The following is a 24,106-nucleotide window of genomic DNA, read 5'->3' as shown; positions in this document are numbered from 1 at the left end:
CCGGACCCGGCCGACGAGGGTCCGGCTATCGCCCTATGAGCGAGCGCCGGACCCGCTCCGCCTCCTCGGCCACCCCCAGCCTCTCGTAGAGCGCGAGTGCCCGGCGAGCGTGGCGCTCGGCCGCCTCGGCGCCGTGCGTGTGCAGCACGGTCTGGGCGATTCCGTCGTGCGCCTGTGCCATCCCCAGCGGGATCTCGATCTCCCGGGCGACTTCAAGCGCCTCTTCGTAGGTCTTCAGGGCGGCGGTGTACTGCCCTGAGGTCCGCTGAAGGGCCGCGATGCCGATCAGCGCGCTCTGCCGCTCGTAGAGGTTGCCGATCCGGCGGGCGATGCGCTCCGCCATGGTGAAGTGTTCCATGGCCGCACGCTCCTGATGTGCCTCGTGGTACGCGGTGCCCATGCTGAGCAGGGTGTTGGCCTCGCTGCGTGGGTCCCGGCTCGCCCGGTAGCTGCTGAGGGCCTTGCGGAAGTAGGCAAGTGCCTCGTCCGTCTGGCCCGTGGCCCGGCAGACATTGCCCAGGTTGGTGTAAAGGTTGACGAGCTGGCGCCGTACGCCGGTGCGGCGGGCGAGTGCGAGGGCGCGCTCGTAGAGGTCGCGAGCCTCGTCGAAGCGCGTTTCCAGCCGGTGGATCTCGCCCGCGTTGAGCAGGGCCGTGGCCTGGCCGTGGAGATCGCCGACGACCTTCTGGATCCGGTACACCGCGTGGAACCGCTTCAGTGCCTCGTCGAGCTCTCCCGCGAAGTGGAGTGCCACCCCTTGCACATTGAGGGCTTCGGCTTCGCCGTGGCGGTCTCCCGTCCGCCGGTACAGCGCCAGCGCCCTGTCCAGGCACTCCAGCGACGTCGTTCGCCGTCCCGCCGCCAGGTGGGCGCGCCCGGCCTGGAAGAGCGCGTCTGCCTCCCCCTGACGGTCCGCGAGCTCACGGAAGATGGCAAGGGACTCCTCGGCACAGCGCAGAGCCTCCTCACAGTGCTCATGGCACTGGATATCGGACCGCTCCATCAGGATGTGGGCCAGCGCACGGGTGTCGCCCCTGGTGCGGAGGAAGGCCAGAGCGGAGTCATGGAGCTCGGCGGCGGTCTCCCAGGCGCCCCAGCGTTTGAACGACTGGCCCAGCGCGTGCAGGAACAGTGTGGCCAACTCTGGTGAGGAGGCCGCCGCCTCATGGGCGGCGGCCAGCAGGTTCCGCCGCTCCACGTCGAGCCACGCCGCCGCCTCGTCGGCGTCCGTGAACTCGGGCGGGTCGCCGTACCGCAGCTCCGGGGGGACGGCGATCCGGCGGCTCTGCGGATGGGCCATGCGATCGGCGTGGTCGGCGGCGGTGAGGTAGTGGGTCAGCAGCCGCCGGACCGCCTCCTGGCGCATCCGCTCAGGCTCTTCCGCCGTGCTCACCCGGACGGCGAACCCGCGCACCAGATCGTGGAAGCGGTAGCGCCCCCGTACCGGCTCTTCCAGCAGGTGGCAGGTGAGCAGCTCCTCCAAACCCCGCCGCAGCCGCGCGGCATCGGCATCAACGAGGGCGACCGCCGCGGACAGCGTGAGATCGGGACCGGGGTGCAGGGCGAGGGACCGGAATAACTTCCTTTCTCCGTCGCCCAGTTGGTCGTAGGAGAGCCGGAAGGCGGTGGCGATCCCCGAATGGATGTCGATCTCCTCCAGGAGGTCCGCCGCCTGCGTCAGGCGGTCGACCAGATCCTGCAGATCCCAGGAGTCCCGGTGGCGGAAGCGGTGCGCCGTGAGCTGGATGGCCAGCGGAAGATAGCCGCATAAGCTCACCACCCGGTGCAGTGCCTCGGAATCGCGGGCACGGGCCACGCCGACGACGCGGGTGAACAGCGATACGGCCTCGGCCACCGACAGCACCTCGAGTCCGACCGGCCGTGCGCCGTCCAGCGGGGCGAGCTGATGGCGGCTGGTGATGAACACCTGACAGCCCGCGCCGCCGGGCAGTAAGGGGCGCACCTGCTCGGCGGATCCGGCGTCGTCGAGCACCAGCAGCGCCCGCCGGTGGGCCAGCCAGTCCCGCCAGCGGGCGGCCCGGGCGTCGAAACTGCTGGTACGGCCCTCGGCGAGCTGTCGGTCGGCGGCATCCTCCAGCGTGGTGAGCGCCTCACTCGGGGCGCACGGCGGCTGGTCGCTGTGGGCGCGGAGGTTCACATAGAACAGGCCATCGGGGTAGCGGTCCCGTAATCGGTGCGCGGCATGGATGACCAGGACGCTCTTCCCCACCCCCGCCATGCCGTGGACCACCGTCAGAGCGGGGGCCGTGCCGTCGGGGTCGGGCTGCGTCAGCAGACCACGCAGCTCATCGTCGCGTCCGGTGAAGTCCCGGTTGTCATACGGCAGATGGTTCGGTCCGCCCTCGGCCCGCACCGTCTGGACCGGCTCGTCGGCGGGGAGGTCGAGCGAGGGGTCCTGTTCCAGCACCCGCTGATGGAGCTGATGGAGCTCGGGGCTCGGGGCGAGCCCGAGCTCGTCGTCCAGCCTGCTGCGCGTGGTCCGGTACAGCGACAGGGACTCATCGGGCCGGCCGCAGCGGTAGAGCGCCACCATCAGATGCGCCACCGCGCCCTGCGCCAGCGGTTCCTCGTCGACCAGCGCCCGCAGCTCCCCGATGAGATCGGCATGGCGGCCGAGCCGCAGTTCGATGCGGATCCGCTCCTCCCGGACGGCTCGCAGGTCCTCGTGGAGCCGGGCGCGGAACGTCTCCGCCCACATCCCGGTGAACTCGCCCAACGGCTCCCCGCGCCACAGCCGCTCCGCCTCCCGCAGCCGCCCGATGGCCCGCTCTAACTCACCCTCCGCCAGAGTGTCCCGCGCCTGCCCGCGTAAGCGCCGGAAGCGCGTCAGATCGACGGCCTCGGGGGCGATGCGCAACCGATAGCTGCGCGGGGAGGGGCGCTCCAGGCCGGCCTCGCCGTCCGACGCCCGCTTCAACCGGCCGCGCAGCCGGGAGAGGTAGCTGTGCAGCGTGGCCGCTGCGCTGGGTGGCGGCCGGTCGCCCCACACCCGGTCCATCAGGGTCGCCATGGTCACCGGTTCCCCCTCCGCGGCTCCCAGGACCGCCAGCACACACTGCTCCTTCGGTGACCCCAGGGGCCACTGACGGCCGTGGTGCCGGAGTTCCAGGGGTCCCAAGACGTTCAGTTCCACCAGCACCCCCCTGCCGGTCGCATCCGCCTGCGCGTTACCCGCATGTCCACGGTTGCGCCGTTTCTGACGGTCCGGCAGGGGCGCACCGAGGCAGAGGGGCGCACAGCCGACGGCGATCACGGATGCCGCCGCCGGGGACCACTCTGATACCGCGCCCGGCCGTCGCCTCCCCGGCGATTGCAAGGATTCCGCAAGCCGTCCGTCCAAGGGACCGGGCATCTCCGCACCGAGGCGGTGCGCGGACTGGCCCGCGCCCGCACGACGGGGACTTCAGGAGGAGTTCGATGAGTGTGACGGTGGACGCCCCCGGGCGTCATGTGCCCATCCGGCTGGATGTGGAGCGCTGGGCGACCCGCCCGGTGCACAAGAGGATTCTGGCCGTGGTGCACACGGTGACCTCCGGCAAACGGCTGCTCGAGGCGGTGCGCCTGTTCGAAGACGATCTCCGAGTGCAGGTGGTGTTCACCGTGGCGCCCGATGTGTTCGGCCATGGAGTGGCGGAGTTCCTGGACGGCCTCAGTGCCCTGGTGCTGCCGTGGCACCAGGCCGTGGAGGTCGAGTTCGACCTGGCCATCGCGGCTGCCCACGGTGGCATGCATGAGCTGCACGCACCGGTGATCGTGCTGCCACACGGGGCCGGCCACAACAAGTTCGTCCCCGGCGGGCGGCGCGGACGCGTGGTCCGGGGCCGTGAGGTCTACGGACTCAACCGGCAGTGGCTCGTCCGCGACGGCGCGGTGGTCCCGGACACCATCGTCCTCGCACACACCGAGGATCTGGCCCGGTTGCGGCGGCAGTGCCCGGAGGCGGTGCCTGCCGCGTCGGTCGTGGGGGATCCCTCCTACGACCGCATCCTGGCCAGTCTGCCCGCACGTGCCCTCTACCGGGCCGCACTGCGGACCGGCCCCGGGCACCGGCTCGTCGTGGTGTCCTCCACCTGGGGGCCGCGGTCGCTGCTCGGACAGGCGCCGGAGGTGCTGGAGCGGCTGGTCACCGAATTGCCACCGGAGGAGTTCCGGATCGTGGCGATGTTCCACCCCAACGCGTGGAACGCCCACGGCGAATGGCAGATCCAGGCGTGGCTGGCCGGTCTGCGCCGCCGGGGCCTGATGGTGGTCGGCCAGCACGCCGATGAACTGGGGCCACTGGTGGCCGCCGACTTCGTGGTGGCGGACCACGGCTCCATGGCGCTTTACGGCGCGGCCACCGGTGCCCCCGTCGTGATGGGGTGCTTCTCCCCGGCGGATGTCTCCCCGGACTCGCCCATGGCCGAACTGGCGTCCTTCGCCCCCGGGCTGAACCGCGGACGTTCACTGAGGGCACAGCTGGAGAGCGGTTACGCCGGCCATCGGCCCGAGCGTTACGCACGGGTGGCCGCGCGGATCACCTCCGAACCGGGACGCTTCGCCCGCAATATGCGCGCCCTGCTCTACCGGAAGCTGGGACTACGGGCACCCACCGCCCGCCCCCTCACCGAACCCGCACGGCTGTCCTACGCCCTGGACCCCGGCGGCCAGGGAAGTGCTGCGGCATGACGGCCGTACTGCTCACACCGGACAGCCGGACCCATCCCGGTTCGCTGGCCGCCGTGGACAGCGACGACGGGGCCGTGGTCGCGGTGGTGGTCGCCCATGTCACGGTGTTCCGCGCGGGTACGGCGTCCCCGGTCGTGGACCGCCACCTTCGGACCGGTGGCGGCGCACCGCGACCATGGCGGATGGCGGCCGATGTGTTGGTGACTCCCGGCGGCCCGCACCAGGCGAGCGCACTGGCCCGCCACCACCCGGGCGCGCTGGTCGTGGCGGCTTTCACGGGGCCGGACTGCTGGGTGCGGCTCGGCGCGGGCCCGGGAAGGGCGCTGCGCATGCGCAAACGGGCCGCCAGCGGCGAGGCCACCGCACCGCGGGAAGACCTGCCGTGGCCGCTGTGGGCCTCCCTGGTCCACACCTGGCTGGTGGCCGGGCTGTCGCCGCAGGCGCTGACCTCCGCCTCGGCATGTGTTCTCCCGGTCGGTGAGCCGTCCGGGGCACCCACCGTGCTGATCCGTCCTGATCAGTGATCCCGCGGGCCCGTCTCACTCCCCCGAGCCGTTGTCACCCCCGCCCAGACGGGCCCGTACGGTCGCGACCATCGCGGGCAGCCCCAGCGTTTCGTACAGCGCCAGCGCCTCCCGGTAGTGGTCGTGGGCCGATTCCATCAGGCCCCGGCGCTCGGCCAGTTCGGCCAGTGCCTCCAGCGTACGGGCCGTCTCGAAGTCGGAAACACCGCGCAACCCGGTCAGCGCCTCACCCAGCCACTCCTCGGCTCCGTCCAGGCGCCCGAGCCCCAGCTGGAGGCGGCCCAGCAGCCGCGCCGCGCGTGCGGCGTTGTACGGGTCGTCGGCCCGCTGGAGGGTACGGCGCGCGGCCTCGGCGTCCGTGCTGCCCGCCTCGAAACGGCGCTCGGCGAGCGCCACCTCGGCCAGATTGAACCGGGCCAGACCGCCGGCGCGTGCGTCCCCGCAGCGCGGCAACTCCTCGGCCGCGCGCGCGAACAGCTCCGCCGCCTCGTTCAGGCGCCCCAGCCCCTGAAGCGCCAGCCCACGGTAGTTCAGGGTCCGTGCGTGGCCGAGTGCGTCGCCCTCGTGCTCGAAGAGCCGGTCCGCCCGCTCGAACATCTCCAGGGCGCGGTCATGGCGCCCGGTGTCGAGCTCGCCCATGGCGCCCGAGGTGAGCATGCGGCACTCCGCGGCCGTATCGCCCAACTCCCGGGCCGCCTCGGCCCCTTCCGCATGCGCCGCTCGCCACTCCTCGTAGTGCTTGCGCCGCATGAACAGCGACCACATGGCGTCCGCCAGCTGCCAGGTGACCGTGGCGTGACCGGTCCGCCGGGCGTCCCTCAGCACTGCCATCAGATTGAGCAGTTCCCGCTCCAGCCAGGTCAGGGCGGCGTCGCCCGGGTCGCCACCGTCCTCGGCGAAGTCCTTGACGACCGCCGGGCCGGGCCCGTAGCCCCGCGGAAGCGAGCGGTGATGCGGGTCCAGGATCTCCTCGGCCCGTGTGGCGCTGGCCAGATAGTGGTCGTAGACACGGCGAACGGCGGCCTCGCGCACCGGTTCCATGTCGACCGCCTCGGCCTTCGCCAGCGCGTGCAACCGCACCAGGTCGTGGAACCGGGAGCGCTCCTCCCCGGCGTCGGTGAGCAGATGGGCGTCGTGCAGCACATCGAGAAGCCGCGCCGCCTCATCGAGCCCATCACCGGCCGTGCCCAGCGCCGCGGCCGCCACCTCGCAGGTGATGTCCGGGCCCGGGTGCAGTGCCACCAGCCGGTAGAGCCGGGCCGCGTCCGGCGGCAGCCCGTCGTACGACAGATCAAGAGCGGCCCGTACACCGCGGTCGCCTTCGATGGCCAGCGCCTCCAGCCGTTCGTGTTCATCGGTCAGCGCCCGCACCATCGTGGTGATCGGCCGCCGGGGCCGGGCCGCGAGCCGGGCACCCGCCACCCGCACCGCGAGCGGCAGCCCGGCGCACAGCTCCACCAGGGCGCGGGCGTCGTCCAGCTGGCCCCGCACCCGGTCGTCGGCGAGGGTGATGGCCAGCAGCTCCACCGCCGCGTCCGTGTCCAGCGGTTCGAGGTGGAGCGGGTAGCAGCCGTCGACCGACAGCCCGGGCAGCCGGGTGCGGCTGGTCACCACCGCCACGTTCGCCCCGCCCGGCAGCAGGAGCCGGGCCTGGGCGGCGCTTGCGGCGTCGTCCAGCAGCACTACCAGCTGTCGGTCGGCGGTCATCGACCGGTACAGCCCGGTGCGTTCGTCCGTGGCCGGCGGTATCTGCCGGGGCGGCACCCCCAGCGCCCGGAGAAAGCGGGCCAGCACCTCCCCGGGGTCCGCGGGCACACCGCCCGGGGACCGGGCCCCGAGATCGGCGTACAGCTGGCCATCCGGAAAGTCCGCCCGCAGCCTCCGTAACCAGGACAGCGCCAGCACCGTCTTGCCGACCCCGCCCAGGCCGCTGACCGTGGCGAGCGCCGGATACCCATGACGCGCGGCCAGGTCGCGGCAACCGTCCAGCGCCGCCAGCTCCCGGACCCGGTCGGTCAGCCGGACCGCAGGAGGAAGCTGCCACGGTGTGCGCGCGTCCCGCGGGGAACCGAGGTGAATGCCCCCGTACACCGTCCCGGCCTGCACGCTCGGGCCCGACACGGACCCGCTGAGCTCATTGCGGACCCCCACCGGACCCGTGGCGCCACGCCGCGTCCCATCCGGTCCGCCACCCTGAGTTTCCCCGTCCCCATTCAGCACACGCCCCCGATCCCGGCCACTTGGATACCTGTCTCCTGCGGCCGTTCTGCCCTCTTCAAACGAACGATTCGCGTCATACAACGACGAGAGGGGCGGTGAGGAACGGGAGGATGCCGCTCCGGTTGGTCAGCCGGTCGGTTCGGGCGGGGTCAGGCGGCGGGGCGGGTCCCCTGCCAGATAGCCGCGGATGTCCTCCACCACATCCCGGTAGAAGAGCTCGTAGTTGCCCCGGGTGACATAGCCGAGATGCGGGGTGGCCAGCAGATTCGGCAGCGTACGGAAGGGATCGCCGGGCGGCAGCGGCTCCCGCTCGAACACATCGGCGGCCGCCCCCGCGATCCAGCCGTCCCGCAGTGCCCGCGCGAGCGCGGACTGGTCCACGATGGCGGCGCGGGAGGTGTTCACCAGGAGCGCCGTGGGACGCATCCGGCTCAGCTCCGGCGCGCCCAGCAGCCCCCGGGTGCGGTCGCCGAGCACCAGGTGCACCGAGACGATGTCACTGGTCTCCAGCAACTCCTCCTTGGAGCCCGCCGCCCGGACCCCCTCGGCCGCCGCGCGCTCGGCCGTCAGGTTCTCGCTCCAGGCGGCCACCTCCATGCCGAAGGCGCGGCCGACCCGCGCCACCTGGGTGCCGATCCTGCCGAGGCCCAGCAACCCCAGGCGGCTGCCGTGCAGATCGGTGCCGATGGTGCGCTGCCAGGGTCCGCCGTCCCGCAGCGCCGTGCTCTCCGGCACCACATGGCGGGCGAGCCCCAGGATCAGCGCCCAGGTGAGCTCGGCGGTCGATTGCGAGCCGCTGCCCGTGCCGCACACCGTGACGCCGTGGCGGGCGGCCGCCTCCAGGTCCACCGACGCATTGCGCATCCCCGTGGTGACCAGCAGCTTCAGCCGTGGCAGCCGGGGAAACAGCGATGCGGGGAAGGGAGTGCGCTCCCGCATGATGACCACGATCTCGCAGTCCCCGACCGCCTCGGCCACCGCGTCCTCACCGGCGATGTGCTCATGGACCGGCACCACGTCCACCGCGTCGAGCACCCCCGACCAGTCGGCCGCCGACAGCGCCACGTCCTGGTAGTCGTCGAGCACGGCGCAGCGCAACTTCATGGGTCTACCTCGGCTACCTCGGTTTCCTCGGACAGGTACGGTGTTTCTACCACCCATGTGATGGCACCCCGGAAACGGGGGCCTGACACGTCGTCACCGCGTTTGCGGCGCCACCCTTCCGGATGACATCGGCCGCGCGGGCACCGTGACACAGACGTGTTTTTTCACCGAAACTTGGCCTCTCATGGGGTGCTGAGACATGTGTGGTTGTTTTGCGTAGTGGCACACAGGGCACCGCACACCACTGACAGCAGGCATAATCGCTGCTGCGATGGGCGCAGACGCCCAGAAAGGGGACGAAGTGAAGTGAACGCGTTGAGCGCGGACAGCAGTGTCGGTTCCACCATCGAGGTGCTGGAGGCCGAACTCCCTCAGCTGCAGAAGCAACAGGAGGCACTCAAGGGTGATTTGGAGGCCGTCACCAAGCGGCTGGAGGCGGTTAGCACCGCCCTGAGCAGCCTGCAGTCACTCTCCACCGCCACGGCGCCCGAGCAGGGCGGCAACGGAGCCCCGGTGGCGGAGCCCGTGGCAGAACCGGCCACCGGGGCCACGGCCTCGGTCGCCGGGGCGGAGTCCACCGGGGACACGGCCACCACCGGCCGCGCCTCCGCCACCACCCGCAAGGCGGCCATCGGCCGTCAGCGCGGTGGCGGCAAGGCGGGCAAGGCCCCGGCCACCGGGCGGGGCACCAAGGCGGCGGCCAAGAAGACCGCCGCCAAGAAGACCGCCACGAAGGCCGCGGCGAAGGCTCCCAAGTCCGCCAAGGCCACGGTGAAGGCCACCAAGGCCACGGCCAAGACCGCCAAGTCCGCCAAGGCGGCGGAGAAGCCGGAGAAGGCCACCAAGGAGACGGCCACCGGCTCCGAGCGCTCCACCGGGCTCTCCGAGGGAGTGCTGGGCGCGCTGCGCAAGGCCGGCCGCCCCATGCGGGCCTCCGAGGTCAACGAGGCCCTGGGCCGCGAGGAGTCCCGCACCAATGTGAACTCGGTGCGCAACACCCTCGAGCGGCTGCGCTCCTCGAACCGGGCCCAGCGCTCCGGCCGTGGCCTGTACGAGGCCACGGCCACCAGCTGAGGGGTGCCGTCAGTTCACCGCCACCCATGTGTAGCGGTGTTCGGGACGTCCGGTGTCCCCGTACTTGAGCGTGAGGCTGATCCGGCCCGCATGCTCGAGGTACTTCAGATAGCGCTGGGCCGTGGAGCGGCTGATGCCGGTGCGCTCCGCCACTTCATGGGCGGAGAGCGGATGGTCGGCCTGGTCGAGGACCCGGCGTATGAGGTCGACGGTGGGCGCGGAGTGGCCCTTGGGGAGGGCGGGACCGGAGGTGTCGGCGGCCGCGAAGGCGCCGAAGATCCGGTCCACCCTCTCCTGGCCGGTCTCGCCGCGCCCGCCGACGCCCTCGAGGGTGCGGCGCAGTGCCGCGTAGCCGTCCAGCTTGGCCCGCAGCCCGGCGAAGCTGAATGGCTTGACCAGGTACTGGAGTGCGCCATGGCGCATGGCGTCCTGCACGGTGGCCACATCACACGCCGCCGTCACCATGATGACGTCGGCGTGGTGGCCGAGCTGGCGCATCCGCCGCACCAGGGTCAGCCCGGTCTCGTCCGGCAGGTAGTGGTCGAGCAGCACGAGGTCGACCGGGGTGCGTTCGAGGGTCGCGAGGGCCTGGGCGGCGGTGTGGGCGCGGGCGGTGACCCGGTAGCCGGGCACCTGGGCCACATACGCGGCGTTGATCTCGGCGACATGGAAGTCGTCGTCCACGACAAGAACGTCGATCATCGTGACTCTCCTGCTGCGGTGAACTCATGAGTGGGTGTGTCGTCCCCGGTGAGGGCCTCGGGCAGGACGACGGTGAACACCGCCCCGCCACCCGCCCGGGCGGTGACCCGGGCCATCCCTCCGTACCGCTCGGCCAGCCGTCGTACCAGGGCCAGTCCGATGCCCCGGCCGCGCGGCGTCACCGCGGCGGACCCCTCGTGGGCATCGGGGCCGTCCGGGAAGCCTGGAGGGGCGGGCCGTTTGGTCGACCAGCCCTCGGTGAAGATCTGTTCGCGCATCCCCGGTGGCACCCCCGGACCGGTGTCGCTCACCCGCAGCACGGCGGTGGTGCCCTCGGCCCTCAGCTCGACCTCGATGAACGGGGTGGGCGAGGGGTGTGCGGCCACCGCGTCCAGCGCGTTGTCGATGAGGTTGCCGAGCACGGTCACCAGATCGCGCGGATCGACCACCCGCCCGGGCAGCAGGGTTGCGGGGGAGATGCGCAGGGCGACCCCGCGCTCGGCCACGATGGCCGACTTGCCGACCAGCAGCGCCGACAGCATCGGATCGTGCACCCGTTCGGAGATCTGCTCGGCCGAGGCGCGCCGGGCGTTGGTCAGCTCGGCCACGAACTGCGCCGCCCGCTCGCGCAGTCCGAGCTCCAGCAGCCCCAGCAGGGTGTGCAGCCGGTTGGCGTGTTCGTGGTCCTGGGCGCGCAGCGCGTCCAGCAGCCCTCGGGTGCTGTCCAGTTCGCGGCCCAGCAACTCCAGCTCGGTGCGGTCCCGAAGCGTCGCCACCGCCCCGCCGTCCTTGGTGGGCATGCGGTTGGCCACCAGCACCCGGCCACCGCTGACGGTCAGCAGATCCGCCCCGTCCACCCGGCCCGCCAGTACATCGGTGGTACGGCCCGGGGGCAGTGACTCCTCCAGGGTGCGTCCGGTGGCGTCCGGGTGGATCCCCAGCAGCCGTCCGGCCTCGTCGTTGACCAGGCGGATCCGGCCCCGCCGGTCGAAGGCCACCACCCCTTCGCGGATGCCGTGCAGCATCGCCTCCCGCTCGTCGAGCAGCGCCGAGATGTCCGCGAACGCCACACCGTGGGTACGGCGGCGCAGCCGGCGCGAGACGGCGAACGCCGCGAGGACACCCACGGCGAGCGCCACCCCGGCGTACAGCAGCAGCCGGGGCACGGCCGCCAGCAGTTGGGCGCGCACGCTGCCGTAGCCGATGCCCACCGACACCGCCCCGATGATCCGGCCGTCCCCGGCCCGCAGCGGTACCTTGGCGCGGGCCGAGCGGCCGAGCGTCCCCACGTCGATCTGCAGGACCTCCCGGCCGGAGAGCGCCTCGCCCGGATCGGTGGAGACGTGTTCGCCGATCCGGGCGGTGGTGGTGTGTGACCAGCGCACCCCGCGGGAGTCCAGCACCACGATGTACAGCGCCCCGGTGGACCGGCGGATCCGCTCCGCCGCCCGCTGCACCGGGCCCGACGGGGTGGGCTTCGTGGCGGCGAGGTCCCGGGCGATGTCCGGATCGGCCGCGGTGGTCTGGGCGATGGCCAGCGCCTCGTGCATCGCCCGGCTGTCGATCTCGGAGCTGAGCGGGGCCAGGAACAGCGCGGTCGCCAGCACCATCACCCCGGCGGTGATGGACAGCTGTGCGGCGAGTACCTGGCCTGAGACGCGCCGGGGCCAGCGGATGCGCATGATGGGCCCCCTGTCTCCCGTCTCGAGGTCCCGAGCGGCCCCGTCCTGAGGTCCCGTGTGGTCCCGTACGCGAGCGGTAGTACTTCGTCCGTTTACGGTGCTGTGAAGGCACCGTAAAGGGGCCCGGGGCGTATGCCCAGTCTCCGTGGCGTTTTCGTTGCGCGGGCGCGAGCAAAACGAGCAGAACGCGGTTTGTGAGCGCAAGGGCGCGTTGTGCTCACAAGACTCCCGCTGTGGCCCGGGTCACTCCTAACCTCCGGGCCATGAGCAGCCACACCAGCCCCGCCATCGAGCTGCGGGGAACGAGCAAGGCGTTCCGGACCCCGTCCGGAGCCCTCCACACCGCGGTCAGGGATCTCGACCTGACCGTCGGGCACGGGGAGTTCGTCGCCGTCGTCGGGCCCACCGGCTGCGGCAAGTCCACGACACTGACGCTGGTCAGCGGGTTGGACGAGCCCACTGAGGGCGATGTGCTGGTGGCCGGTGAGCCGGTGCGCGGCATCGCCTCCAACGTCGGGTTCGTCTTCCAGCAGGACGCGGTGTTCCCCTGGCGCAGCGTGCTGTCGAACGTGATGGCCGGTCCGCGCTTCCGCGGGGTGCCCAAGGCGGAGGCGAAGGAACGGGCCCGTGAGTGGCTGGCCCGGGTTGGCCTCTCCTCCTTCGAGGACCGCTATCCGCACCAGCTCTCGGGCGGCCAGCGCAAGCGCGTGGCGCTCGCCTCCACCTTCGTCAACGACCCCGAGATCCTGCTGATGGACGAGCCGTTCTCGGCGCTCGACGTCCAGACCCGGGCGCTGATGTCGGACGAACTCCTGGAGCTGTGGGCGGGGACCGGCGCGTGCGTCGTCTTCGTCACCCACGACCTGGAGGAGTCCATCGCCCTGGCCGACAAGGTCGTGGTGATGACGGCCGGACCGGCCACCGTCAAGGAGGTCTTCGAGATCGATCTGCCCCGGCCCCGCAAGGTGGAGTCGGTACGGCTGGAGCCGCGGTTCGTGGAGATCTACCGGGAGATCTGGTCCTCGCTCGGCGAAGAGGTCCGCATCACCCGCGAGAGGGGTGCCGTCGATGCCTGAGGCCACCCCCGCCACGGCCGCCCCCGCCCTCGGCAAGAGCAAGACCCCCGGCACGGACCGCTCCAGAGCCCGGGCCCGCGCCGCGCGCAACCGCGCCATCCTCGTCCAGAGCACCCGCGCCCTGGTGCTCCTCGGCGTCATCGGGCTGTGGGAATGGCTGGCCCGCACCTCCGTCATCGACCCCTTCAACTTCTCGATGCCCTCGAAGATCTGGGAGCAGCTGAAGCAGTGGGCGCTGCACGGCACCGCACAGGGCTCGCTGTGGGAGCAGATCTGGTACACCCTCTACGAGGCGCTCCTGGGCTGGGGCATCGGCGTCGTGGCCGGTGTGGTCCTGGGGATCGCGTTCGGCCGGATCGCCTTCCTCGCCGATGTGCTCGGCCCGTACATCAAGGTGCTCAACGCGCTGCCGCGGATCGTGCTCGCGCCCATCTTCCTCATCTGGTTCGGCCTCGGCCCGGCCTCGAAGGTGGCCTCGGCCGTGGTCCTGGTCTTCTTCCCGGTCTTCTTCAACGCCTTCCAGGGCGCCCGGGAGGTCGACCGCAACCTGGTGGCCAACTCGCGGATCCTCGGTGCGAGCAACCGCCAGGTCACCCTCCAGGTGGTGATCCCCTCCGCCACCTCATGGATCTTCACCAGCCTCCACGTCAGCTTCGGCTTCGCCCTCATCGGCGCCATCGTCGGCGAATACATCGGCGCCACCAAGGGGCTCGGCCTGCTGGTGTCCTCCTCGCAGGGCACCTTCAACGCCGCCGGTGTGTACGCCGCCATGGTGATCCTCGCCGTGGTGGCCCTGCTCGCCGAGGGGCTGCTGACCTTCCTGGAGAAGCGGCTCTTCCGCTGGAAGCCGCCCCAGCCCGGCGAGGACCGCTGAGCCCCGCCCTCCCTCGTTCCGGCTCCGCTGAGCCCCGGCCCCTCCTCCACGCTCATCACCACGCATCACCGCTCACAAGGACGTGACCCCATGCGCAGAAGTGCCAAGTTCTCCGCGGCCGCCGTCGCCGCGGCGCTCGCTCTGACCACCCTCACCGCCTGCGGCGGCTCCAGCGCCTCCGGCGGCGAGGACGGCAAGGTCAAGATCATGGTGGGTGGTCTGGACAAGGTCATCTACATGCCCGCGATGCTCACCCAGCGGCTCGGCTACTTCAAGGCGGAGGGCCTGAAGGTCCAGCTGCTCACCGAGCCCGCCGGGGTGCAGGCCACCACCTCGCTGGTGGCGGGCGATGTCCAGGGCGTCGTCGGCTTCTACGACCACACCCTCGATCTGCAGGTCAAGGGCAAGCAGGTGGAATCCGTGGTGCAGCTCGCCCAGGCGCCCGGCGAGGTCGAGGTGGTCTCCAACAAGGCGGCGGGCGAGCTGAAGTCGCCCAAGGACTTCAAGGGCAAGAAGCTCGGTGTCACCGGTCTGGGCTCCTCCACGGACTTCCTGACCAAGTACCTCGCGGTCGACAACGGCGTACAGACCAGCGAGTTCACCCCGGTGGCGGTCGGCGCGGGCCAGACCTTCATCTCGGCCCTCAAGCAGGGCTCCATCCAGGGCGGTATGACCACCGATCCGACGGTCGCCCAGATCGTGGAGCAGAAGATCGGCAAGGTCCTGATCGACATGCGCACACCGGAGGGCTCCAAGCAGGCGCTCGGCGGTCTGTACCCCTCCTCCTCGCTGTACATGAACGCCGACTGGGTGAACGGCCACAAGGACACCGTGCAGAAGCTGGCCAACGCCTTCGTGAAGACCCTCAAGTGGATGTCCACCCACTCGGCCGAGGACATCGCCGCCAAGATGCCGGGCGACTACGCACAGGGCGGCGCGAAGCTCTACGCGGAGTCCATCAAGAGCACCCTGCCGATGTTCACCAAGGACGGGGTGATGCCGGCGGACGGCCCGGCCACCGTCGAGCGCGTCCTCAAGGCGTTCAACCCCAATCTGAAGAACGCCACGGTGGACCTGAAGAAGACCTACACCACCGAGTTCGTCAAGAAGGCGGGCTAGCGCGCGTGCCAGGCGCCGCGGAGCAGGCGGGACTTTCGAAACACGCCCTTAGCTCCCGGGCGCGCATCGAGGACCCGCCGCCGGGGCGACCGCGTCGGTCAGCCGGGCGGCGGCGTCCTCGGCGAACAGCCGTCGGCCCGCCGCGGTACGGCGCTCCCGCCACGCGGAGGGCCCGGTGAGCGCGTCGAGCAGCCGCACCAGCTCCCATGAGTCCCGCGCGTGGTCCGAGAGCCCCAGTGCCGCCATCCGCCGGACCCCCTCGCGGCCATGGCCGGGGATGGGGCGGTAGCCGATCACGGGCACCCCGGTGGCCAGCGCCTCCAGCGCGGTCTGACCGGCCGCGTTGTCCACCATGGCCCGTACGGTGGCCAGCAGACCCGGCATGTCAGGCTCCCAGCCGAGGGCCGCCACCTCCGGGTGGCGCGACAGCTTCGCGCGCAGCCGTTCGTCCCGCCCGCACAGCACCACCGGCAGATAGCCCGCCCCGGACACCAGCCGCGCGGTCTCCGCCACGCGGGTGCCCGCGCCCCACGCCCCCACGGACAGCAGCACCGGCGGCCTCCCGGGCCCGAGCGCGTCCAAGCGCCGCCGCCACCGCGCGGCGCCCGGCGCCGGGCCGGAGAAGCGCGCCGCCACCACCGGTCCGGTGGCCACCGCCGGGCGGCCCAGCGCCCGGCGCACGGTGTCCGCGGCGTCCGGGGTGACACACAGGTGCAGATCGTTGCCCGGGTGCAGCCACTGGCGGTGCACCGCGAAATCGGTCACCACCACCGCGCTGGGCACCCTAAGGGCCCCGCGCGCCCGCAGCCTGCCGGTCAGCTGCGCGGCCAGGTGGAACACCGGGACGACGGCGTCCGGCCGCTGCCGCTCCACCAGTTCCAGCAGCCGGTCCTCGGCGAGCGCGGCCAGCGGGGCGCTGCCCGGCCGGGGGCCCCTGCCGGGGCGGAAGAACGCCCGGTAGATGCCCTCGTAGAGCACCGGGGCGCGGCGGACGGCCGTCCGGTAGAACGAACGCAGCCCCGCCCCGATCCGGTGCGGCAACAACTCCAGCACATCCACCCGGTCGGCCCCCTGCCCCCGGTCCTCCAGCCTGCGGACCAGCTCGGCGGCGACCGCGTCATGTCCGGCCCCCATCCCGGCGCTGACAACGAGAAAGCGTCCCGACAGCGGGTGCATGACCACCTCCGATGGTGCGAGGCGCGGCTCCTCATGGCTCACTGGAGGTATCCGCTCCGCATGCCGTCAAACCGCGCGCCCGACGGCCGGGGACCCAGGACCAGCGGCCGGCCGGCGGCGAGACAGGGAGATGCCATGATCCGCCCCCTCCCGGACACACCCCTGGATCGCGGTCAGGCGCGGGACACCGGGCATCCGGCCGACACCGGGACGCGGGTCGCGCTGGTGACCGGCGCCTCCTCCGGCATCGGAGCCGCCATCGCCGACCGGATCGCGGCCGAGGGCGGATGGCGGCTGCTGGTCAGCGGCCGCCACCGGGAACGGCTCGACCAGGTGGCCGCCAGGACATCGGCCCTCGCGCTCCCCGTCGACCTGGCCGCGCCGGAGGGGCCCGAGGCGCTGGTCCAAGACGCCCTCCGTGCCGCCGGGCGGGTGGATCTGCTGGTCGCGGGGGCGGGTGTGGGCTGGGCCGGCCCCTTCTCCACCATGCCGCCCGCCGCCATCGACCAGGTGGTCCGGGTGGATCTGCTCGCCGCGATGCGCCTGGTCCGCATGGTCGTCCCCCGGATGGAGGCCGAGCAGCGCGGACACATCGTGCTGATCGGCTCGGTGGCCGGGACCGTCGGAGTGCGCGGCGAGGCGGTGTACTCCGCGGCCAAGGCCGCGCTCGGCGTCTTCGCCGACGCCCTGCGCCACGAGCTGAGCCGGGCCGGGGTACGTGTCACCCATGTGGTCCCCGGCGTGGTGGACACCCCGTTCTTCGCCCGGCGCGGCGCCCCGTACACCCGGCGGCTGCCCCGCCCGCTGCCGCCCGAGCGGATCGCCGACGCGGTCTGGGACGCCGTCGAGCGCGGGCGGGACGAGGTGTACGTACCGGCCTGGCTGCGGCTGCCGGCGGTGGTCCGGGCCCTGGCTCCCCGGTTCTACCACCGGTTGGCCACCCGCTTCGGGTGACGGGTGACCCCCGGTGAACGCCCTGACCGTCGTGCTGGCCCTGCTGTCCGCCCTGGGCAACGGCGCGGCCTCGGTACTGCAGCGGCGGGCCGCGATGGACCAGGTCCGGGAGGAGCGTGGCGACGGCGGGCCGCTGCGGAACCTGCTGCGGCTGGCGCGGCTGCTGCGCCGCCCGTTCTGGCTGGCCGGTCTCGCCGCGATGGTGGTGTCCGCGGTGGCGCAGGTGGGCGCGCTGGCGGTCGGGCGGCTCTCCGTCGTCCAGCCGCTGCTGGTCAGCGAGCTGCTGTTCACCCTGGTGGTGGGCAGTCTGGTGTTCCGCCACCGCCCGGACGGCCGGACCTGGCTGTCGTTCGTGATGCTCGCCGCCGGGCTCGCGCTCTTCCTGGTGGCGGCCGACCCCTCCAGCGGCTCGCCCGCGGCGCGCAACGGCCGCTGGATGCCCGTGGGCGTGGTGGTGGCCCTCGCCGCGGGCGCCCTGATCGCGGTGGCCCGGCTGCTGCGCGGGGCCCCGCGAGCCGTCGCCCTGGGCTGCGCCACCGCCGCCTGCTTCGCCTGTACGGCGGCGCTGATCAAGGAGCTGACCGGGCGGTTCCCCGGCGGCGTGGTGGCGGTGTTCACCGGCTGGCCGCTGTACGCGGTGTGTGCCGTGGGGCTGCTGAGCTTCCTGCTGCTGCAGAGCACCCTGCGGGCGGGCACCCTGGCCGCCTCGCAGCCCGCGCTCACCCTCGGCGACGCCCTGGTCAGCATCGCGCTGGGCTGGGTGCTGTTCGGCGAGCGCATCGAACTGGGGCTGCGCATCGTGCCCGAAGTGGCCGGGATCCTGCTGATGGCGGCCGGCATCGTGGGCCTGACCCGCTCGCCCGCCATGTCCGGCGGCTGGGACCAGGCCGTACCCGAAACACCGCGGAACACCGGGACACCGCTCCCCGAAGGGCGCGGCGGCCCCGGCCACGGCGAGGGAACACCATGAGCGTGCGCCACCGCTCCGGTGTCCTGGTCCGCAACGCCGCGCTGCTCGCGGCTGCCGCACACCTCGCGCCCGCCGGTACCTGGCTGCCCGGCCCCCGGCGCGCCCTGTTCCCCGCCCTGGCGGGCCGCGGACGGCGCGACCACGTGGCGCTCACCTTCGACGACGGACCCGATCCACGCACCACCCCGCGCTTCCTCCAGGTGCTGGACGAACTGGGCGTCCGGGCCACCTTCTTCGTCCTGGGGGACGGCGTGGAGCGCTTCCCGCACACCACGCTGGAGATCGTCCGCCGGGGCCATGAGCTCGCCGTCCACGGCTGGACCCACAGCCGCCCCTGGCTGCCGACGGTGTCCCGGGACGCCCATGAGGTGGCCCGGGCCGCCCGTGCGATCCGGCTGGCCACCGGCGCGGTGCCGCGGTGGTACCGGCCGCCGTACGGCATTCTCACCGGTGGCCGCTGGCTGGCGGCGGCGCGGGCCGGGCTCACCCCGGTCCTCTGGTCGGCCTGGGGGCGCGACTGGACCGAGGACGCCACCCCGGCGACGGTGGCCGCCGCCGTACGGCGCGATCTGCGCGGCGGGGGCACCGTACTGCTGCACGACACCGACCGCGCCGCGGCCACGGGCTGCTGGCGCGCCACGCTGGCCGCGCTGCCCATCGTGGTGGCGGAGTGCCGGGCCGCGGGTCTGGAGGTGGGGCCGCTGGCCGAGCACGGGATGCGGCGACCGGTGCGACGGGTGGCCGAGCGCGCGATACGGCGTTGAGCTCAGCCGCCGCGGAGATGCGCCCCGATGAGCTCAGCCGTCGCGCAGTCGGGCCATCTTCCGGGGGTCCACGATCCGGTCGAAGTCCTCGGCGCCGATGTGGCCGCTGGCGATGGCCGCCTCGCGCAGGGTCGTTCCCTCGGCGGCGGCCTTGCGGGCGATCTCGGCGGCCTTGTCGTGGCCGATCCGCGGGGACAGCGCAGTGACCAGCATCAGCGAGCGGGCCAGATGCTCGTCGATCCGCTCGCGGTTCAGCTCGATGCCCTCGACGCAGTACGCCCGCAGCTTCTCGCAGGCGTCGGCGAGGATGCGCGCGGAGTGCAGGAAGTCGCTGATGGCCAGCGGCCGGGCCGCGTTGAGCTGGAAGTTCCCCCGGGTGCCCGCGTGTGCCACGGCGGCGTCGTCGGAGAGCACCTGGGTGCACACCATCATCATGGCCTCGCACTGCGTCGGGTTGACCTTGCCGGGCATGCTGGAGCTGCCGGGCTCGTTCGCGGGCAGCGTCAGCTCCCCGATCCCGCCGTGCGGGCCGGAGGCGAGCCAGCGGATATCGTCGGCGATCTTCATCAGGGGGATGGCGAGGCCCCGCAGCCCGGCGGAGGCGGCCACCACCGCGTCCACACCGCTCTGCGCCGCGAAGGGGTTGGACGCCACCTTGAACGGATGGCCGGTCGCCGCGGCGATCTCCCGCGCCACCGCCGGTCCGAACCCCTCGGGGGCGCCCAGCCCGGTGCCGACCGCCGTGCCACCGATGGCGAGCTGGTACAGATCCGGCAGCGTGGCCCGCAGCCGCTCCAGCGCGTCGGAGAGCTGGGCGGCATAGCCGGACCACTCCTGCCCCACGGAGAGGGGGACCGCGTCCCGCAGATGGGTGCGGCCGGTCTTGACGATGTCGTACCAGGTACGGGACTTGGCGGCGATGGCCTCCTGGAGCAGGCTGACCTGCGGCAGCAGTGGATCGTGCAGGACGCGCACCGCGGCGATGTGCATGGCCGTGGGGAAGGTGTCATTGGAGGACTGGCCCAGATTGACGTGGTCGTTGGGGTGCACCGGCTCCTTGCTGCCCACCACGCCGCCGACCAGCTGGATCGCGCGATTGCTGATGACCTCGTTGACGTTCATATTGGTCTGGGTGCCGGAGCCCGCCTGCCACACATACAGCGGGAAGTGGTCGTCCAGCGCGCCCGAGACCACCTCGTCGGCCACATGCGCGATCAGGTCCGCCTGCCATCCCGCGAGCCGCCCCTCCCGGCCGTTGACCAGTGCGGCGGCCTTCTTCACATAGCCGTACGCGTGGTAGACCGCCTTGGGCATGCGGTCGTCGCCGATGGCGAAGTGGACCAGGGCCCGCTGGGTCTGGGCGCCCCAGTACCGGTCGGCCGGGACCTCCACGGTCCCCAGCGCGTCCGTCTCCCGCCGGGTGCCGGTGGCGTCGATGCGGGTGGGCAGGTCCCGCCGCACCCTCGGGGTGCCCCGGGAGCCCCGGCGCCGGTGGGGCGCGTTCATCGCGTGCTCTCCCAGACGGATGGCAGCCCATCCATACGCACACTCCGCATCACGGCTGTTGCCCTCCCCGCCAGTGTCGCCCCGCACCGCCCCGGCCGCATCCGGCCGGGGCGGCCCGTCTCGGGCCGATACGGGCTTCAGGTGGGAGTCGGCTCCGGCCCGCGTCGTGTCGCGACCCGGCCCGGCCGTCAGGTAAAGCCCTCAGGGGCGTCAGATCCGGGAGCGCAGCCGGATGACGGTGCCGTCCGCGTCGGCCTGCATCTGCACCACGTCGCAGAGCATGCGGACGCCCCACAGCCCGAATCCGGGCTCGTCGTCGGCGGGCGGGGTGAAGCCCCACAGCGCGTCCGGGTACCAGTGGCCGGGCCCGGAGATCTCGCAGACCAGATCGCCGTCGTGGACCCAGGTGCTCAGCCGCGCCGGGGTCCCGCCGTGCCCGATCGCGGTGGTGGACACCTCGCTCACGGCCGCGACCATGTTGCGCAGCGCCTCATGGCCCATGCCGTGCCGGCTCGCCCGCTCGGCCACGAAGGTGCGCACGGCGTCCAGGTCCGTCGAGACGATCGACACGGACTCGGCGGTGCGCGGGGCGGACGGCAGGGGGCGCCGGTCGCAGGTGGCGCTGAACGGGCCGGGGTCGGTGTAGGCGTCGCTCTTCTCCGGACCGTGACCGTCGATGATCTCGGGGTGGGTCTGGCGCGCGTAGGCGAGGATCTCGGGGTGCAGCAGACGGCGGTCGTAGCAGCAGATGGCGCGGGCGCCGGAGTGGGCGAAGGCCGCGTTGACGATCGACTCGTAGCGCGCCCACTCCACCACCTCGAGCGGGGTGCGGCCCTGCCACACCGGTTCGGCGATCACCCGGACCCGGCGCGGCTTCTCGGCCTTCACGAAGGAGTCATAGGCGGCGATGGTCTTGACCGGGTGCTGGTACCAGCTGAGCGCCTCCTCGAACTGCACCGCCTTGGCGTCCTGCCCGAGCGCGTCCCGCAGCGCGTCGATGTTGGAGCTGGCCGCGACGACGGCCACGGCGTCGTCCGCCTCCAGGCCCTCGCGGAGGAACGGGACGCAGATGTCGACCACTTCCTCCTCGTCGCGGTAGAGGAAACCGCGGTGCATCATCGCATCGCGGTGGTCCGCGACGGGGCTGCTCGGGCTGGTCATCGGGCCTCCCATGGGCTCGGCCGGCGAAAACACGCGGTGCGTCATCGAATTTCCGGACGGTATAGCGCAGTCTGCCACTACCCTGGCCCGGTGCGCAGCCCGTTCCGGCCATACATGGACGGCGTCCTGACGGTGCATTAGCATCCTCGGGCGTGACAGAGCTGAAGTACATCAACGCAAATGGACTTGATTTCGGGTATTTTGAAGCGGGCCCGGCCGACGCCCCATTGGCGCTCTGCTTGCACGGCTTCCCGGACTCCGCGCACTCCTGGCGTCATCTGCTCCCCGCGCTCGCGGACGCGGGCTACCACGCCGTGGCGCCCTTCATGAGGGGCTACGCGCCCAGTGGCATACCCGCCGACGGCGCTTACCAGGCGGGTGCGATCGCCGCGGACGCCAACGCGCTCCACGAGGCGTTCGGCGGCGACGGCGACGCCGTGCTCATCGGCCACGACTGGGGCGCCATCGCCGCGTACGGCGCCACCGGCAGCGCCCCCGAGCGCTGGCGGCGCGCGGTCACGATGGCGGTGCCCCCGCTGGGCGGGGTGCTGGCCGACTTCTTCAACTATGACTACGGCCAGTTCAAGCGCTCCTTCTACATCTTCCTGTTCCAGACGCCGCTGGCCGAGGCCGGGGCGGCGGCGCACGACATGGCCCTGATCGACGGACTGTGGCGCGACTGGTCGCCCGGGTACAAGGACGCCGCCGAGGACATCGCACACGTCAAGGAGAGCCTGCGGGACCCGGACCACCTCGCCGCCGCGATCGGCTACTACCGGGCGCTGTTCGACCCGACGCGCCATGTGGCGGCGTACGCGGCCGAGCAGGAGGCCGTCACCGGGACCGGGGAGGTCCCCACCCTCTATCTGCACGGCGCCGACGACGGCTGCATCGGCGCCGATGTCGTCCAGGGGGCCGTGGACCACCTGCCCGCGGGGTCGCGGATGGAACTGGTCGACGACACCGGGCACTTCCTCCACCTGGAGCGGCCCGAGCGGATCAACCGGGAGGTCCTGACCTGGCTCGCCGAATGAGCGAGTGACCGGGTGACCGGGTGACCGGACGGCCCTGGGCCCACGCCATGGCGTCATCTGGCGTGTGACCAGGGCCCTTTCCAGCGCGGAAGGCGACGCGGCCGCGGCGGGACCCCGACCGGGGCGGACCCCGGTCGAGCCGCCGCGGCCGTCGCTTTACCGCCGATATACCGCCGCTGATCCGCCCTCTTCCATGCTGGACGCATCGCTACAGCCGCCCGGTAGGGACGCGTCTGGAGAGGGCCTGTGAACGTCGACCAGCAGCACCAGCCTCATGTCGAGGACGAACCCCTCTACGCCTGGAGCACCTTTCAGCTCTGCGGCGGGGTGGAGGGGTCCGGCCCGAGCGGCACCTGCCGGGCCGAACGCACCGCCCGTGCCTGCCTCGAAGCGGCGCTCCAGGCCACCGCGGCCCACTCCGGGGCGTACTCCTGGGGCCAGCTCAGCCGGGTGTCAGCGGATGTCGACCTGCCCTTCCACCTGTGGGCGCGGGATCCGGTCGCCTGGGCCGAACCGGGGCCGAGGGAGACGGTCACGTGGCGTCCGGGCGAGGCTCCGCACCCGCAGTGATCCGGAACCGTCGGCGGTGAGGCGAGGCAGTGCTAGTGGTAAGGGAATCACGATGAAGAGCAGCGGACCCGGCATCGGGCTCAGGACGAGGGAGTGGCGGCCGGCCGACCACGGACGTCTTGCGGTCAGCGAGGCGAACCCGGCCAGGGTCTACAACTATCTCGTCGGCGGCAAGGACAATTACCTCGCCGATTATGAGCAGGCTCAGCGATTTCTCGGTGTCGCACCGGAAGTCCGCGATACCGCGCTCTCCAATCGGAGATTTCTGCACCGGGCCGTCCGTCATCTCGCCGCCAATGGCATCAGCCAATTCCTGGATATCGGCGCGGGATTGCCGACGACCCCGAATGTGCATGAAATCGCCCAGGCGGTGAATCCCCGGGCCCGGGTGGTCTACGCCGACAACGACCCCATCGTGGCGAGCCACGGCCAGGCCCGGCTCTCCGTCTCCGGCACCACGATGGTCAAGACCGACATCCGCTCGCCCGGGGACCTCCTGGGCCATGAGGAGCTGCGGCGGCTGCTCGACCCCGCACAGCCGGTCGCGATCCTGCTGAACTTCGTCCTCGACTACATCGAGGACCCGGAGAACCCCGTCGGCATCGTCCGCCGCCTCATGGACTGGGCCGCGCCGGGCAGCTGTCTGGTCCTCTCCCACGCCACCGGTGACTTCATCGCTCCCGACGCCGACCGGGACTGGGGGGTCATCAGCTTCGGGGACCCGGTGTCCCTGGTCGCCCGCGAGCACGCCGAGATCATGGAGTTCTTCGCCGGGCTCGACCTGCTCGCCCCGGGCCTGGTGCAACTGCCCTCGTGGCGCCCGGGCATCGGCGCCGAGTCCGACCCGAGCCGGGTGTGGGCCTACGGCGGGGTGGCCCGCAAGCCGTAGCCCCGCCGCCCCTGCGCG

General features: G+C 72.2%; 20 protein-coding genes. 12 read left to right on the top strand and 8 right to left on the bottom strand.

Annotated elements, in window-relative coordinates; all coding sequences use genetic code 11:
- Positions 1 to 25: 25 nt before the first annotated feature.
- Positions 26 to 3,154 carry an AfsR/SARP family transcriptional regulator gene (locus tag VT50_RS34470; protein ID WP_107424950.1) on the bottom strand — a complete coding sequence of 1,043 codons (3,129 nt, stop codon included), beginning with the start codon at positions 3,152 to 3,154 and terminating at the stop codon, positions 26 to 28.
- 284 nt (positions 3,155 to 3,438) lie between these two features.
- On the opposite strand from VT50_RS34470, the gene VT50_RS34465 reads away from it, so the two are divergent.
- Together VT50_RS34465 and VT50_RS34460 are read left to right on the top strand one after the other, a co-directional pair.
- Positions 3,439 to 4,689: a hypothetical protein gene (locus tag VT50_RS34465; protein ID WP_046086317.1), complete on the top strand. Its 1,251-nt coding sequence runs from the start codon at positions 3,439 to 3,441 to the stop codon at positions 4,687 to 4,689.
- The gene (locus tag VT50_RS34460; protein WP_053048569.1) at positions 4,686 to 5,213 is read left to right on the top strand and encodes a hypothetical protein; all 528 of its coding nucleotides are present in this window, start codon (positions 4,686 to 4,688) and stop codon (positions 5,211 to 5,213) included. Before VT50_RS34465 ends, VT50_RS34460 begins: the two co-directional genes overlap by 4 nt.
- 15 nt (positions 5,214 to 5,228) lie before the next feature.
- Here VT50_RS34460 and VT50_RS34455 read toward each other — a convergent pair whose 3' ends face one another.
- Complete coding sequence (locus tag VT50_RS34455; protein WP_240529419.1) at positions 5,229 to 7,334, bottom strand: ATP-binding protein; 2,106 nt, start codon at positions 7,332 to 7,334, stop codon at positions 5,229 to 5,231.
- Positions 7,335 to 7,559: 225 nt separating this feature from the next.
- The gene (locus VT50_RS34450) at positions 7,560 to 8,537 is read right to left on the bottom strand and encodes a D-2-hydroxyacid dehydrogenase family protein (protein WP_046086318.1); all 978 of its coding nucleotides are present in this window, start codon (positions 8,535 to 8,537) and stop codon (positions 7,560 to 7,562) included.
- A gap of 306 nt (positions 8,538 to 8,843) precedes the next feature.
- Here VT50_RS34450 and VT50_RS34445 point away from each other — a divergent pair, with 306 nt between their 5' ends.
- The gene (locus tag VT50_RS34445) at positions 8,844 to 9,611 is read left to right on the top strand and encodes a hypothetical protein (protein ID WP_046086319.1); all 768 of its coding nucleotides are present in this window, start codon (positions 8,844 to 8,846) and stop codon (positions 9,609 to 9,611) included.
- A 9-nt stretch (positions 9,612 to 9,620) separates the two neighbouring features.
- Here VT50_RS34445 and VT50_RS34440 read toward each other — a convergent pair whose 3' ends face one another.
- Together VT50_RS34440 and VT50_RS34435 are read right to left on the bottom strand one after the other, a co-directional pair.
- A complete protein-coding gene (locus VT50_RS34440; RefSeq protein WP_046086320.1) occupies positions 9,621 to 10,313 on the bottom strand; it encodes a response regulator in 693 nt (230 codons plus the stop codon).
- Entirely contained in the window at positions 10,310 to 11,995 is a 1,686-nt protein-coding gene (locus VT50_RS34435; protein ID WP_046086321.1) for a sensor histidine kinase, read from the bottom strand. The genes VT50_RS34440 and VT50_RS34435 overlap by 4 nt, the downstream gene beginning before the upstream one ends.
- 263 nt (positions 11,996 to 12,258) lie before the next feature.
- Here VT50_RS34435 and VT50_RS34430 point away from each other — a divergent pair, with 263 nt between their 5' ends.
- The 3 genes from VT50_RS34430 to VT50_RS34420 all read left to right on the top strand — a co-directional run bounded on the left by VT50_RS34430 (position 12,259) and on the right by VT50_RS34420 (position 15,064).
- Entirely contained in the window at positions 12,259 to 13,071 is an 813-nt protein-coding gene (locus VT50_RS34430) for an ABC transporter ATP-binding protein (RefSeq protein WP_046086322.1), read from the top strand.
- A complete protein-coding gene (locus VT50_RS34425) occupies positions 13,064 to 13,945 on the top strand; it encodes an ABC transporter permease (protein ID WP_046086323.1) in 882 nt (293 codons plus the stop codon). The genes VT50_RS34430 and VT50_RS34425 overlap by 8 nt, the downstream gene beginning before the upstream one ends.
- Positions 13,946 to 14,035: 90 nt before the next feature.
- Positions 14,036 to 15,064 (top strand): ABC transporter substrate-binding protein, encoded by a 1,029-nt coding sequence (locus VT50_RS34420; RefSeq protein WP_046086324.1) that lies wholly within the window; start codon positions 14,036 to 14,038, stop codon positions 15,062 to 15,064.
- A gap of 48 nt (positions 15,065 to 15,112) precedes the next feature.
- On the opposite strand, the gene VT50_RS34415 is transcribed toward VT50_RS34420, so the two are convergent.
- Positions 15,113 to 16,240: an MGDG synthase family glycosyltransferase gene (locus VT50_RS34415; protein ID WP_046086325.1), complete on the bottom strand. Its 1,128-nt coding sequence runs from the start codon at positions 16,238 to 16,240 to the stop codon at positions 15,113 to 15,115.
- Between the two features lie 135 nt (positions 16,241 to 16,375).
- Between VT50_RS34415 and VT50_RS34410 the strand changes: the two genes are divergently transcribed.
- Genes VT50_RS34410 through VT50_RS34400 form a run of 3 tightly spaced genes read left to right on the top strand, consistent with a single transcriptional unit; the run spans position 16,376 to position 18,928 of the window.
- Positions 16,376 to 17,194 carry an SDR family NAD(P)-dependent oxidoreductase gene (locus tag VT50_RS34410; protein WP_053048571.1) on the top strand — a complete coding sequence of 273 codons (819 nt, stop codon included), beginning with the start codon at positions 16,376 to 16,378 and terminating at the stop codon, positions 17,192 to 17,194.
- A 13-nt stretch (positions 17,195 to 17,207) separates the two neighbouring features.
- A complete protein-coding gene (locus tag VT50_RS34405; RefSeq protein ID WP_167396650.1) occupies positions 17,208 to 18,164 on the top strand; it encodes a DMT family transporter in 957 nt (318 codons plus the stop codon).
- The gene (locus VT50_RS34400; RefSeq protein WP_046086326.1) at positions 18,161 to 18,928 is read left to right on the top strand and encodes a polysaccharide deacetylase family protein; all 768 of its coding nucleotides are present in this window, start codon (positions 18,161 to 18,163) and stop codon (positions 18,926 to 18,928) included. Before VT50_RS34405 ends, VT50_RS34400 begins: the two co-directional genes overlap by 4 nt.
- Positions 18,929 to 18,961: 33 nt before the next feature.
- Here the strand turns inward: VT50_RS34400 and VT50_RS34395 are convergent, their stop codons facing one another.
- Together VT50_RS34395 and VT50_RS34390 are read right to left on the bottom strand one after the other, a co-directional pair.
- The gene (locus VT50_RS34395; protein WP_046086327.1) at positions 18,962 to 20,434 is read right to left on the bottom strand and encodes a class II fumarate hydratase; all 1,473 of its coding nucleotides are present in this window, start codon (positions 20,432 to 20,434) and stop codon (positions 18,962 to 18,964) included.
- Positions 20,435 to 20,644: 210 nt separating this feature from the next.
- A complete protein-coding gene (locus VT50_RS34390; protein ID WP_046086328.1) occupies positions 20,645 to 21,595 on the bottom strand; it encodes a sensor histidine kinase in 951 nt (316 codons plus the stop codon).
- Between the two features lie 152 nt (positions 21,596 to 21,747).
- Between VT50_RS34390 and VT50_RS34385 the strand changes: the two genes are divergently transcribed.
- The 3 genes from VT50_RS34385 (at position 21,748) to VT50_RS34375 (ending at position 24,088) form a co-directional block, all read left to right on the top strand.
- Positions 21,748 to 22,629 (top strand): alpha/beta fold hydrolase, encoded by an 882-nt coding sequence (locus VT50_RS34385; protein WP_046086329.1) that lies wholly within the window; start codon positions 21,748 to 21,750, stop codon positions 22,627 to 22,629.
- 246 nt (positions 22,630 to 22,875) lie between these two features.
- Positions 22,876 to 23,199 (top strand): hypothetical protein, encoded by a 324-nt coding sequence (locus VT50_RS34380; protein ID WP_046086330.1) that lies wholly within the window; start codon positions 22,876 to 22,878, stop codon positions 23,197 to 23,199.
- Positions 23,200 to 23,251: 52 nt separating this feature from the next.
- Positions 23,252 to 24,088: an SAM-dependent methyltransferase gene (locus tag VT50_RS34375; protein ID WP_053048572.1), complete on the top strand. Its 837-nt coding sequence runs from the start codon at positions 23,252 to 23,254 to the stop codon at positions 24,086 to 24,088.
- Positions 24,089 to 24,106: the final 18 nt, after the last annotated feature.

Source organism: Streptomyces antioxidans, assembly GCF_000968685.2.
In the GTDB taxonomy this organism is placed as follows: Bacteria; Actinomycetota; Actinomycetes; order Streptomycetales; family Streptomycetaceae; genus Streptomyces; species Streptomyces antioxidans.
The sequence above is the reverse complement of the archived record's forward strand: the minus strand, read 5'-3'. Positions and strand labels throughout refer to the sequence as shown.